13 protein-coding genes are annotated in these 12,429 nt (G+C 66.5%); 9 read left to right on the forward strand and 4 right to left on the reverse strand.

Annotated elements, in window-relative coordinates:
- The first annotated feature begins 78 nt into the window (after positions 1 to 78).
- From A6M56_RS10325 to cobA, 7 genes are all read left to right on the forward strand, one after another.
- Entirely contained in the window at positions 79 to 852 is a 774-nt protein-coding gene (locus A6M56_RS10325) for a sulfite exporter TauE/SafE family protein (protein WP_045787487.1), read from the forward strand.
- Between the two features lie 129 nt (positions 853 to 981).
- Positions 982 to 2,652 (forward strand): nitrite/sulfite reductase, encoded by a 1,671-nt coding sequence (locus A6M56_RS10330; RefSeq protein WP_045787486.1) that lies wholly within the window; start codon positions 982 to 984, stop codon positions 2,650 to 2,652.
- Positions 2,653 to 2,668: 16 nt separating this feature from the next.
- Positions 2,669 to 3,214 carry a DUF934 domain-containing protein gene (locus A6M56_RS10335; RefSeq protein ID WP_045787485.1) on the forward strand — a complete coding sequence of 182 codons (546 nt, stop codon included), beginning with the start codon at positions 2,669 to 2,671 and terminating at the stop codon, positions 3,212 to 3,214.
- Positions 3,211 to 4,014 (forward strand): phosphoadenylyl-sulfate reductase, encoded by an 804-nt coding sequence (locus A6M56_RS10340; RefSeq protein ID WP_045787484.1) that lies wholly within the window; start codon positions 3,211 to 3,213, stop codon positions 4,012 to 4,014. The genes A6M56_RS10335 and A6M56_RS10340 overlap by 4 nt, the downstream gene beginning before the upstream one ends.
- A 10-nt stretch (positions 4,015 to 4,024) precedes the next feature.
- Positions 4,025 to 4,975: a sulfate adenylyltransferase subunit CysD gene (gene cysD / locus A6M56_RS10345; RefSeq protein WP_045787483.1), complete on the forward strand. Its 951-nt coding sequence runs from the start codon at positions 4,025 to 4,027 to the stop codon at positions 4,973 to 4,975.
- 2 nt (positions 4,976 to 4,977) lie between these two features.
- The gene (locus A6M56_RS10350) at positions 4,978 to 6,297 is read left to right on the forward strand and encodes a sulfate adenylyltransferase subunit 1 (RefSeq protein ID WP_102080051.1); all 1,320 of its coding nucleotides are present in this window, start codon (positions 4,978 to 4,980) and stop codon (positions 6,295 to 6,297) included.
- A 54-nt stretch (positions 6,298 to 6,351) separates the two neighbouring features.
- Complete coding sequence (gene cobA / locus A6M56_RS10355) at positions 6,352 to 7,158, forward strand: uroporphyrinogen-III C-methyltransferase (protein ID WP_045787481.1); 807 nt, start codon at positions 6,352 to 6,354, stop codon at positions 7,156 to 7,158.
- Positions 7,159 to 7,164: 6 nt separating this feature from the next.
- On the opposite strand, the gene A6M56_RS10360 is transcribed toward cobA, so the two are convergent.
- Positions 7,165 to 8,181, reverse strand: coding sequence for a zinc-dependent alcohol dehydrogenase family protein (locus A6M56_RS10360; RefSeq protein ID WP_102080049.1), 1,017 nt, complete (start codon positions 8,179 to 8,181; stop codon positions 7,165 to 7,167).
- 122 nt (positions 8,182 to 8,303) lie between these two features.
- Between A6M56_RS10360 and A6M56_RS10365 the strand changes: the two genes are divergently transcribed.
- Both A6M56_RS10365 and A6M56_RS10370 read left to right on the forward strand, forming a co-directional pair.
- Complete coding sequence (locus tag A6M56_RS10365) at positions 8,304 to 9,200, forward strand: LysR family transcriptional regulator (RefSeq protein ID WP_062737829.1); 897 nt, start codon at positions 8,304 to 8,306, stop codon at positions 9,198 to 9,200.
- A gap of 28 nt (positions 9,201 to 9,228) precedes the next feature.
- Positions 9,229 to 9,645 (forward strand): 5-carboxymethyl-2-hydroxymuconate Delta-isomerase, encoded by a 417-nt coding sequence (locus tag A6M56_RS10370; RefSeq protein WP_045787478.1) that lies wholly within the window; start codon positions 9,229 to 9,231, stop codon positions 9,643 to 9,645.
- Here the strand turns inward: A6M56_RS10370 and A6M56_RS10375 are convergent.
- From A6M56_RS10375 to lptF, 3 genes are read right to left on the reverse strand one after another with little or no spacing between them, the layout of a single operon-like run.
- The gene (locus tag A6M56_RS10375; protein WP_102080048.1) at positions 9,638 to 10,009 is read right to left on the reverse strand and encodes a sirohydrochlorin chelatase; all 372 of its coding nucleotides are present in this window, start codon (positions 10,007 to 10,009) and stop codon (positions 9,638 to 9,640) included. The genes A6M56_RS10370 and A6M56_RS10375 overlap by 8 nt on opposite strands.
- Positions 10,009 to 11,202 carry an LPS export ABC transporter permease LptG gene (lptG, locus tag A6M56_RS10380; RefSeq protein WP_045787924.1) on the reverse strand — a complete coding sequence of 398 codons (1,194 nt, stop codon included), beginning with the start codon at positions 11,200 to 11,202 and terminating at the stop codon, positions 10,009 to 10,011. The genes A6M56_RS10375 and lptG overlap by 1 nt, the downstream gene beginning before the upstream one ends.
- Positions 11,202 to 12,332, reverse strand: coding sequence for an LPS export ABC transporter permease LptF (gene lptF / locus A6M56_RS10385; protein ID WP_045787476.1), 1,131 nt, complete (start codon positions 12,330 to 12,332; stop codon positions 11,202 to 11,204). The genes lptG and lptF overlap by 1 nt, the downstream gene beginning before the upstream one ends.
- Positions 12,333 to 12,429 lie beyond the last annotated feature (97 nt).

The following is a 12,429-nucleotide window of genomic DNA, read 5'->3' on the forward strand; positions in this document are numbered from 1 at the left end:
TGGGATATGAGGCCGCTTCATTACGATGCTCGAACTTCGTGATAACACGCCCACACTGTCCCTCGTGTCCCCCGCGCCATGACGCTTGCTTATACGGTTTCCGGTCTGCTGGTCGGCCTGCTGGTCGGCCTGACGGGCGTGGGCGGCGGTTCGCTGATGACCCCGCTGCTGACGCTGATGTTCGGCTTTTCGCCGGCGACCGCCGTGGGCACCGATCTGGCATTCGCCTCGCTCACCAAGGGTGTCGGCACGATCGCGCACCGCAGCCATGGGCATGTCCGCTGGGACATCGTCAAGCGCCTGTGCCTCGGTAGCCTGCCGGCCGCGCTGATCACGGTGATCGTGCTGAAGAACGCGGGCAACCTCGACGCCGAGTGGATGCACGTGATCCGCGTGACGATCGGCGTGTCGGTCATCCTGACGGTGATCTCGCTGCTGTTCCGCCAGCGTGTGCTGGGCTGGCTCGCCCGCAACCCGCGCTATCGCCTGCAGGGCTCGACGCTGGCTGTGGCAACCATCATCGTCGGCGTGGTGCTCGGGGTGCTGGTGACGGTGTCGTCGATTGGCGCCGGCGCCGTCGGCGCGACGCTCATCCTGATCCTGTACCCCGAATTGAAGAGCGCCGAGGTGGCCGGCACCGACATCGCCTACGCCGTGCCGCTGACCGCCGTGGCAGGCCTGGGCCACATGTACCTCGGCACGATCGACTGGAACCTGCTGGCCTCGCTGCTGGTGGGCTCCATCCCCGGCATCTGGCTGGGGGCGCGCCTGTCCAGGAATCTGCCGGAACGTCTGGTGCGCGGTGCGCTTGCCGCCACGCTGACGGTCACGGCCATCAAGCTGGTGTCGTGATGCGCAACGTCATGCCGACCCTGCTTGTGTGTTGCTGCTGTCGTTGAGCGACGGCAGCAGCCACATCACGAAACGCTTTCCCCCAAATTGAATCGCACGCCGGCGCCAGCCGGAATGGACTGAACAGTCATGTACCAATACGACGCTTACGATCACCGCCTCGTCGCCGACCGCGTTGCGCAGTTCCGCGACCAGGTGCGCCGCCGTATTTCGGGCGAACTGACGGAAGAAGAGTTCCTGCCGCTGCGCCTGCAGAACGGCCTGTACTACCAGCGCCACGCCTACATGCTGCGCGTGGCGATCCCATACGGCCACCTGCGTGCCAACCAGCTGCGCATGCTCAGCCACATCGCCGCCGAGCACGACCGCGGCTACGGCCACTTCAGCACGCGCCAGAACATCCAGTACAACTGGATCGAGCTGGAACAGGTGCCCGACATCCTCGCCAAGCTGGCGTCGGTGGAAATGCACGCCATCCAGACCTCCGGCAACTGCGTGCGCAACATCACGACCGACCAGTTTGCGGGCGTTGCGCCGGATGAGTTCGTCGATCCGCGTCCGCTGGCGGAAATCCTGCGCCAGTGGTCGACGTTCCACCCGGAGTTTGCCTTCCTGCCGCGCAAGTTCAAGATCGCCATTTCGGCCACGCGCGAAGACCGCGCCGTGACCCAGCTGCACGACATCGGCGTGTATGTGTACGAAAAGAACGGCCAGACGCTGCTGCGCATCCTGGCCGGTGGCGGCATGGGCCGCACCCCGATCCTCGGCGCGATCATCAAGGAAGACCTGCCGTGGCAGCACATGCTGTCGTACATCGAGGCGGCCATCCGCGTGTACAACCGCTACGGCCGCCGCGACAACAAGTTCAAGGCGCGCATCAAGATCCTGGTCAAGGCCATCGGCGCCGAAGAATTCGCGCGCCAGGTGGAAGAGGAATGGCAGGCCACGAAGGACGGCCCGTCGACCATCACGCAGGCCGAGTTCGACCGCGTGGCCAAGTTCTTCGCACCGCCCGCCTACGAGAAGCTGGCCGACACCGACGCCGGCTACGAGAAGGCACTGCTCGAGAACAAGGCGTTTGCGCGCTGGGTCAGCCGGAACGTGCATGCGCACCGCGTGCCCGGCTACGCAGCGGTGACGCTGTCGCTCAAGCCGGGCGTGGCGCAGCCGCCGGGCGATGCCACCGCCGAGCAGATGTCGCTGGTGGCGGATTGGTCCGAGCGCTTCGGCTTTGGGGAAGTGCGTGTCGCACACGAGCAGAACCTGATCCTGCCCGACGTGAAGAAGCGCGATCTGTTCGAGCTGTGGCAGCTGGCCAAGGCCAACGGCATGGCGACCGCCAACATCGGCCTGCTGACCGACATCATCGCGTGCCCGGGCGGCGATTTCTGCTCGCTGGCCAATGCCAAGTCGATCCCCATCGCGCAGGCCATCCAGGCGCGCTTCGATGACCTCGATTACGTGTACGACCTGGGCGAGCTGTCGCTCAACATCTCGGGGTGCATGAACTCGTGCGGCCATCACCACGTCGGCAACATCGGCATTCTCGGTGTCGATAAGCACGACGAGGAGTGGTACCAGGTGTCGCTGGGCGGCGCGCAGGGCAACGATTCGGCGATCGGCAAGGTCATCGGCCCGTCGTTCAAGGCCGAGGAAATGCCCGACGTGATCGAACGCATCATCGACACCTTCGTGGCCCACCGCACGGACGACGAGCGGTTCATCGACACCTATCACCGCATCGGGCTGACGCCGTTCAAGGAACGTGTCTATGCCCACAGCGACAAGCAGACTGCCTAAGCCCAGGGAAACGAACATGAGCAAGATCATCAAGCTGCAAAACGGTGCCCCGCAGATCGTGGCGGACGCGTGGACGGTGCTGCGCGCCCCCGAAGGCGGCGAGCTGACGCAAGCCGAAGTGGATGCCGCTTCGCACGCCATCGTGCCGCTGGCATTCTGGCAAGCCCATCGCGATGCGCTGCTCGGCCGCGCGCGTGCCGGCACGCTGGCGGTGTGGCTGGCGCCGGACGACGAGCCGTTCGCGCTGGAAGCCGACCTGCCGAACCTGTCGCTGGTGGCGGTCGATTTCCCGGTCTTCCGCGACGGCCGCGGCTACAGCACGGCGTTCCTGCTGCGCCAGCGCCTGGGCTTCACGCGTGAGCTGCGCGCCATCGGCGACGTGCTGCGCGACCAGCTCGACTTCATGCGCCGCTGCGGTTTCGACGCCTACGCCGTGCGCGCCGACAAGAGCATCGAGGATGCGCTGAACGGCTTCGGCGAGATCAGCGTGCGCTACCAGGGCGCCATCGACGACCCGCGCCCGCTGTTCCGCCGCGAGCGTGCCGTGCAGGAGGCCGCGTGAGCGACGTTCAGGACGTGAGCGTGTCGGAAGTGCCGGTGTCCGCGATCGGGCGACCGGCGCTGTGGACGCGTCCTCCGTACACCGGCACGGCGCAGGCGCTGGCGGCCAAGGAGGCCACGCTGTTCGCGCGCCTGGCTGAAATCGCCGGCAAGCACGGTGTGGCGAAGTTCGCCACGAGCCTGGCCGCCGAAGACATGGTCGTGACCGACGCCATCCTGCGCAGCCCCGAGGCGGTGCGTGCACACCTGCCGATCTTCACGCTGCAGACGGGCCGGCTGCATGCCGAAACGCTGGCAATGCTCGACCGCATCCGCGAGCACTACGGTCATGCGATCGAGCAATACGCACCGGACGCCCGCGCCGTCGAGGCCTACGTGCGCGACCACGGCCTGAACGCCTTCTACGACAGCATCGAGCTGCGCAAGGCCTGCTGCAACATCCGCAAGGTGGTGCCGCTGAACCGCGCGCTCAAAGATGCCGATGCATGGCTCACCGGCCAGCGCCGCGAGCAGGCCGTGACGCGTGCCGACCTGCCGTTTGCCGAAGACGACGACGCTCGCGGCATCGCCAAGTACAACCCGCTGTTCGACTGGACGGAGGCCGAGGTCTGGGCCTACCTCGAGCAGCACAACGTGCCCACCAATGCGCTGCACGACAAGGGCTACCCCAGCATCGGCTGCGAGCCCTGCACGCGTGCGGTACGCGCCGGCGAAGACGTGCGCGCCGGCCGCTGGTGGTGGGAATCGCGCGACAGCAAGGAATGCGGTCTGCATGCGACAAACCTGTCGCACAAAGCTTGAGGAAATGAAGATGGGAGTGATGAGCGAGATCCCCGGCACGGCGCTGACGCCTGTGCAGAACGACCACCTCGACTGGCTCGAAGCCGAGTCGATCTACATCATCCGCGAAGTGGTGGCCGAGTGCCGCAACCCGGCACTGCTCTTCTCGGGCGGCAAGGATTCGATCGTCATGCTGCACCTGGCGCTCAAGGCCTTCCGGCTGGGCGACCGCAAGATCGAACTGCCGTTTCCGCTGGTGCACATCGACACGGGTCACAACTACCCGGAAGTGATCGCGTTCCGCGACCAGCGCGTGGCCGAGCTTGGCGCGCGCCTGGTGGTCGGCCATGTGGAGGATTCCATCAAGCGCGGCACCGTACGCCTGCGCAAGGAAACCGATTCGCGCAACGCCGCCCAGGCCGTCACGCTGCTCGAAACCATCGAAGCCCACGGCTTTGACGCCCTGATGGGCGGGGCCCGCCGCGACGAAGAGAAGGCCCGCGCCAAGGAGCGCATCTTCTCGTTCCGCGACGAGTTCGGCCAGTGGGACCCGAAGGCCCAGCGCCCTGAACTCTGGAGCCTGTACAACGCCCGCATGGCGCAGGGCGAACAGATGCGCGTGTTTCCGATTTCGAACTGGACGGAGCTCGACGTCTGGCAGTACATCGCCCGCGAGAACCTCGCCCTGCCGCCGATCTACTACGCGCACCAGCGTGAAGTCGTGCGCAAGAACGGCCTGCTGGTGCCGGTCACGCCGATTACGCCCAAGGCCGACGGCGATGTGAGCGAAGTCCTGTCGGTTCGCTTCCGCACGGTGGGCGACATCAGCTGCACGTGCCCGGTGGCGAGTACCGCCGCCACACCGGCCGAGATCATCGCCGAGACGGCCATCACCGAGATCACCGAACGCGGTGCCACGCGCATGGACGACCAGACGAGCGAAGCCTCGATGGAAAAGCGCAAGAAGGAAGGGTATTTCTGATCATGACGAATCAAGCAACGCACCAAGGCCTGCTGCGCTTCATCACCGCCGGTTCGGTCGACGACGGCAAGAGCACGCTGATCGGCCGCCTGCTGTACGACAGCAAGGCCGTGCTGACCGACCAGCTGCAGGCGCTCACGCGTGCCAAGAACAAGCGCACCGCCGGCGAAGACATCGACTTCTCGCTGCTGACCGACGGGCTGGAAGCCGAGCGCGAGCAGGGCATCACGATCGATGTGGCATACCGCTACTTCTCGACCGCACGCCGCAAGTTCATCATTGCCGATACGCCGGGCCACGAGCAGTACACGCGCAACATGGTGACGGGCGCATCCACCGCGCACGCCGCCATCATCCTGATCGACGCCACGCGCGTGACGACCGTGGACGGCAAGGCGCAACTGCTCGCCCAGACCAAGCGCCATTCGGCCATCGTCAAGCTGCTCGAACTGCAGCACGTGATCGTGGCCGTCAACAAGATGGACCTGGTCGACTACAGCGAAGCGCGCTTCAACGAAATCCGCACCGCCTACGATGCGCTGGCCGTACAACTCGGCCTGCAGGATCACGAACATGCGGTGCGCTACGTGCCGGTCTCGGCCCTGCGCGGCGACAACATCGTGCATGCGTCCGAAGCCATGCCGTGGTACCAGGGCGAGCCGCTGCTGGCGCTGCTCGAAGACCTGAAGGTGGAAGAGACGGCACCGGTAGGTAACGATGCGCTGCGCTTCCCGGTCCAGCTCGTGGCGCGCCAGGACGGGTCGCAGGCGGACGACTTCCGCGGCTACATGGGCCGCGTCGAAGCCGGTACCGTGCGCGTGGGCCAGGCCGTGCGCGTGCTGCCCGCCAACCGCGAGACGACGGTTGCCGAAGTGCTGACGCCCAACGGCGCCGCCGACTCCGCCGGCCCGGGCGAAACCATCACCGTGCGGCTGGCCGATGACATCGACGTCTCGCGCGGCGATACCATCGTCGCGGCGCCGACGACTGCCGCCAACGCCGCCAGGAAGCTGCATGCCGATCTCTGCTGGTTCGACGAGCACGAGCTGAACCCGGCCCGCAAGTACGTGCTCAAGCACACAACCGCCACCGTGTTCGCGCGCGTGTCGGAAGTCGAGCGCGTGCTGGACGTGCACACGCTGTCGCACGAAACCGGGCGCAAGCAGATCGCGCTGAACGACATCGGCACGGTCAACATCAGCCTGCAGAAGCCGATCGTGTGCGATGCCTACGGCGACAATCCGGCGACCGGCGCCTTCATCCTGGTGGACGAAGCGACGCACCACACCGTGGCCGCTGGCATGATCCGTGCATTTTCCTGAGGTGGAGACGGCGCGGTGACACACGCCGTCCGGAAAAGCAAAGGAAGCCAATCCATGCAAGCGAAGACCCGCAAAACCCTCGGCCGTGTGAGCCTGATTGGTGCCGGCCCCGGTGCTGCAGACCTCATCACGGTGCGCGGTGCACGATTGTTGGGCGAGGCCGAAGTCGTGCTGCACGACGCACTGGTTTCGCCGGAGGTCTTCCGGTACTGCCCGCAGGCAGTGCTGATCCCGGTGGGCAAGCGCTGCGGCCAGCGCTCGACCGCGCAGCGCTTCATTAACCGCCAGCTGGTCGACCTGGCGACCAAGTACCAGCGCGTGGTGCGTCTCAAAGGCGGCGATCCGATGCTGTTCGGCCGCGCCGACGAGGAACTGCAGGCGCTTGAGCAAGCCGGCATCGACTACGAGGTCGTGCCGGGCATCACGGCGGCGCTGGCCGCGGCGTCGGCCATCCGCCAGCCGCTGACCAAGCGGGGTGTGGCGCGCAGCGTGGCGTTCGTCACGCAAGCCAAGGCTGCCGATCCCGACACGCCACCACCCGAAGGTGTCACACCGGAACCGGCCGCACAGGCCGATTCGCTCGTCTATTACATGGGCCGCGACCAGGCAGCTTCCATCGCCGCCGATCTGATCGCCCGCGGCCGCGCGCCCTCGACACCCGCGTGGGTCGTCGAGGCGGCCACTACGCCCGAGCAGCGCTCGGCGTGCTTCACGCTGCAGCAGATGGCCGACGGCGCTGCCGCCGCGTGGATCGACCCCGAGCATCCGAGCCTGCTGATGATCGGCGACGCGTTTGCCGTGCGGGCGAGCGCCGCCGCGCCGGAGGTGCTCGTCAGCGAGCCGCATATCTTGGCCGCCTGAGCATCGTCAGAACGCCAGCGCCACCTTCCCGAAGACGGCACCGGCCTCAAGCGCGCGGAACGCATCGGGCGCCTCCTGCCACGGCAGTACCTGGTCGACGATCGGGTGCAGGCCGTGCACCGCCAGCGCGCGGTTCATCGCCTCGAACGACCCGCGCGACCCCACCGATGCGGGCCGGATGACGGCCTTGCGGGCGAATATCTCCAGCGGATTCACACCACCGTCGCGCCCGGCGAGGTAGCCGATCAGGTGGATCTGTCCACCCACCCGCAATGCCTTCAGCGAACGTTGCAGCGTGCCGCCTCCACCGACTTCGATCACGTGGTCGACGCCGCGGCCGTCCGTGCGTGCGAGCACCGCTTCATGCCATTCGGGCGTCACGCGGTAGTTGACGGTGTCCGACTCGGGCACGCCCAACGTCTGCACGCGTTCGAGCTTGGCATCGCTGCTTGACAGCACGATCGGCCGAGCGCCCGCCATGAGCGCAAACTGCACCGCGAACATCGCCACGCCGCCCGTGCCTTGCACGAGCACGGTTTCGCCGGGCTGCAGGTTGCCTGTTTCGATCAGGCAATGCCACGCCGTGAGCCCCGCGCAGGGCAGGGTGGCGGCTTCTGCGTCGCTCAGGTGCCGGGGCACGAGCACGCTGCCGCCCGCATCCAGGCGGATCGTGTCGGCCAGCCAGCCGTCGATCGGGCCGCCGAGCATGCGGCGTGTGTCGGCATTGCGGAAGTCGCCGCCGTCCCAGCGCTGCCAGAACGTGCCGGCGACGCGATCGCCAACGCACACGCGACTGACGTTCTCGCCCACCGCGATGACGTGGCCTACGCCATCCGAAAGTGGAATCAGCGGCAGCGGGAAGCGCGTGAAGAACGTGCCCGAGACGATCTCCAGGTCACGGTAGTTGAGTGAGGCAGCGCGCGTGCGCACGATGATCTCGTCCGGACCAGGCGTGGGATCGTCGCGCTCGATGGGGTGCAAGGCGTTGATGCCGTAACCGTCGGTCAGTGCCAAGGCTTTCATGGTCGTCCTCGTGGTGGGGTGGAAGGGCCACGCAAAACGCGTGTGGCACTACTGTGGCGCCTGGCTTAAGATGAATCCAATTCAATTTGTTCAGATTCAACATAACTGGTAGGAATGTCGCCATGCTCGAAGAGATGCGTACCTTTGTGCTGCTGGCGCAGACGGGCTCCATTGCCCGCGTGGCGGAGCGCCTGCCGCTCACGCAACCTGCCGTCACCAAGCAGATTCAGCGGCTGGAACGCGCGCTCGATACCGTGCTGTTCGATCGGCGCGTCAAGCCGTTTCGTCTGACCGCGGAGGGCGAGGCGATCCTGGCGCGCTGCCGCACCATCGTCGGGGAGTTCGAAGCGCTGCGAGGCAGCGTGCGTACCACGGCCGAGCCGGAAGGCGTGCTGCGGGTGGGCGTCAGCCATGCCGTGGGCGATGCCCGCTTTGCGCGGACGCTGTCGGCGCTGCGGCAGCGCTACCCGGCCGTTTCGTTTCGGCTCAGCTGCGAGTGGGGCGGCGTGCTGCGCGAGCGGCTCAAGCGCGCCGAGCTGGACGCCGCGCTGTGGCTGGCGCCTTCGAATACCGCGGGTCACCATGCCGACGCGGATGTGCGCGTGATCGGCACCGAGGCTGTCAGCCTGATCGCCGCGCCGGCCCGCAAGCTGCCGCATGCGCTGTCGATGGCGCAGGTGCGGGACGAGGCGTGGGTGCTCAACCCGGCTGGCTGCGAGATGCGCGCGTGGCTGCTGAGCCGTTACGAGGCCGATCGCGTGACGCCGAATGTCGCCGCCGAGGTGCAATCGGTGCCGCTGCAGCACGCGCTCGTGGCAGAGGGCTTCGGGCTCGGGTTTGCGCCCGTGCGGCTCATCCGGGCCCAACTGGCCGAGGGTTCGCTGTCGATGCACAAGCTCGCCTCGGCGCCTGCCGACTGGGATGTCTGCGTGCAACGTGCGCCGTCGCTGGGCCGCCTAGCGCAAGTGGTGGATGCACTCGAGTCTGCGCTGTCGACGCAAGCGGCCGCAGAGCGTTAATCTCTGATCCTCCCTTCGGATACCTGCGATGCCGCACGTCATCATCGAATACACCGCCAATGTCGAGGCCGACGCCCGCATTCCCGAGCTGATGCGCGTGCTCAGCGATGTGCTGATCCGCCACGCCGACGTCTTCCCCATCGGCGGCATCCGCACGCGTGCGCTGCGCCTCGACCAATACCGCATGGCAGACGGCTCGGAAGACGACGCGTTCATCCATGTCACGTTCCGCATCAAGGCCGGGCGGCCCAAGAGCGTGACCGGGCCGGTCTGTGCGGAGATGTTTGCCGCGGCCCGTGCGCACCTGGCCGACGTATTTGCGCGTCGCTATCTGGGCCTGACGCTGGAACTGATGGAGTTCGACACGCACGGCTTCCACGTCGAGAACAACGTGCATGCGCGTTTTGCACGCGCGCCGCAGCCGCTACCTGGCCAGATCAGCTGAGCTGCCGCGCGCAATAGCCGGCGATGGCATCGAGCACGGCGTCGTCCTCGCCAACGGCATCGGCGCAATGGATGGAAAGGGTGGGATGGGCCTGCGCGCATTGCGCAACGAGCGCGGGCAGATCGCGCCGCAAGTGCCCGCCCTGGCCGAAGAACACCGGCACGATGGTGATGCGGTGGGCGCCGGCTGCGGCCAGGTCGTCGATGGTGCTGGGCAGGTCGGGCGCCATCAGTTCAAGGAAGGCGAGGCGGACGTCAACGTCCGGTTGCTGCACACAGAGGCGATCCTTCAGGCGGTCAAACGGCTCCCGCCAGCGGGCGTCGCGCGCGCCGTGCGCAAACAGGACGAGCGCGCGCGCGGCCATCAGTGGCGCTCCACCCAGCGCAGGCTCACCAGCGCCAGCGCCAGATACAGCGCCCCGGGCACGATGGCCGTGAAGATGGCCGGCCACGTGTTGAGCAGGCCAACGTGCGAGAACAGGTTGTTCACCAGCTGGAACGACAGCCCCAGCATGATGCCGCCGAACACCTTCAGCCCGACCGCTCCGGCACGCGCATGCAGGTACGCAAACGGCAGCGCCAGCGCCATCATCACCAGCACCGTGAACGGATAGACCACCTTCTTCCACAGGGCGATCTCGTAGCGCTGGGTATCCTGCTTGTTGTCGCGCAGATGGCGGATGTACTGGAACAGGTCCAGCGTCGCCATGCGGTCGGGCGTCACCATCAGCACCGACAGGATCTGCGGCGTGAGTTCGGAACGCATCTCCTGCTGTGGCACCTTGGTCTGCTCGCCGCGGAAGTCCGGCGCCAGTGCATCCGGGGCGCCGGGCACGGCCTGCACGGTGTCCCGCGATGCCACGGTGCCGGGCTTGCGCGGGAACTCGATGAAGCGCGTTTCCGTCACGTCATTCAGCTGCCAGTTCTGGTGGCCCTGATAGCGCGCCTGCTGCGCCACGCGGATCGAGCTCAGCCGGTAGTCCGCATCGAATTCATAGATGCGCAGGCCCTTGATGGACTGATCGGGCTGCAGGCTGCCCACATTGACGAACCGGGTGACCTCGCCGCCGCTGCCGTCGGCCTTGGCGGGGCCGCGATCCTTGACCCACACGCCCGAGCGGAAGCCGGCAGACACTGTGGCGCCCAGCGCCTCGAGCCGCACCTTCTGCGCGTATTGCTCCGATTTCGGCCCGATGAACTCGCCGAACACGTAGGTCACCAGCGCCAGGGGCAGCGCGATCTTGAACAGCGAGAGCAGCGCCCGCTTCGTGTCGAGCCCGGCCACGCGGAAGATCGTGAACTCCGACTGGCTCGCCATCTGCGAGAACACGTAGATGGCACTGATGAGCGCCGCCACCGGAATCACTTCATACACGCGCGTCGGCGCCTGCAGCAGCACGTGGAAGAACGCGATGAGCGTGGTGTAGCGCCCGACGACCGAGCCGAGCTCGCCAAGCATGTCGAAAAAGATGAACAGCGCCAGCACCGCAAACAGGATGAAGACGAACACCCCGTAGATCTGGCGCGCAAAGTACTTCTCGTAGACCGGCATCTTCATCATGCGCCCGCCTTGGTCTGTGCCGCCCGCGAAGCGAAGCCCAGCAGCGCCGAAATGCCCTTCAGGCCGGCCGCGCTGTAGTGGCGGAAGCGGAACAGCAGCACCGCGCAGATGAAGGCGACGAGGTGGATCGGCCACCACGCCATGAATACGTTCATCTTGCCCTGCGAGACCCACGCCTGCGACAGGTTCAGCAGGTTCGAGTACGTCAGGTAGATCAGGACCGCGAAGATCATCGGCGTGTAGCGGCCCAGACGCGGGTTGACGTAGGCCAGCGGAATGGCGATCAGCACGAAGTTCAGCGCCAGCAGCGGCAGCCCGATCCGCCAGACCAGCTCGCCGAGATTTTCGGGCGTCGGGTTGGCGAGCAGGTCCTTGGTGGAGCGGCTCTTGGTCGGCAGGTTGGCGTCGGCCTGCGGCGGCTTGTTGGCGACCTTCACGCCGTACTTGTCGAACTCGACGATGCGGTAGTCGAGCTTGCCGGGCGTGCCTTCATAGCGGCGGCCCTTGTCGAGCACGACGAAGCGGTCGCCGTTGGGCATGGTCTTGAACTCGCCGGTCTTGGCCAGCGCCACGCCGATCTTGTCCTGCTCGGCATTGGCGACGAACAGGTTGCGGGCGTGCTTCATGCCGGAATCCACGCCTTCGATGAACAGCACGTAGTTCCCGTGCGCGGGCTCGATGAAGCGGCCGGCGGAGATCATCGACAGCACGTCGCGCTGCTCGAAGCGGTCGCGGAACAGCGCGCTCTGCTGGTTGGCCCACGGCCAGCCGAACAGCGCCAGCAACGCCACCAGCACGATGAACGGCAGCGAGAAGCGCAGCACCGGGCGGATGAAATCCGTCAGGCTGATGCCCGAGGTGAACCACACCACCATCTCGGAATCCTTGTACCAGCGAGTGAGCACCAGCAACACCGAGATGAAGAGCGTGGCGCACAGCAGAATCGCCAGGTAGCCCAGCGTTGCCAGGCCGATGAGGAGCAGGACGTCGTTCGGATTCGCCTCGCCGTTGGCGGCCATGCCGAGGATGCGGATCACCAGGGTGGTCAGCATGAACGTCAGCAGCACGAGGAAGACGGCGCCGGCGGTGAAGGACAGCTCGCGTCGCAGGGCTTGTTCGAAAATCATGCGGATGCGGGATGGAGGGCGAGGTCTTGCCCGATGTGGATTCCACCGGAGCCCACCGCGCAAAATCGCGGATAATGTGGGCTTTCGTTGACTCGCC

Source organism: Ralstonia sp. RL (genome assembly GCF_001683835.1).
Taxonomy (GTDB): Bacteria; Pseudomonadota; Gammaproteobacteria; order Burkholderiales; family Burkholderiaceae; genus Ralstonia; species Ralstonia mannitolilytica.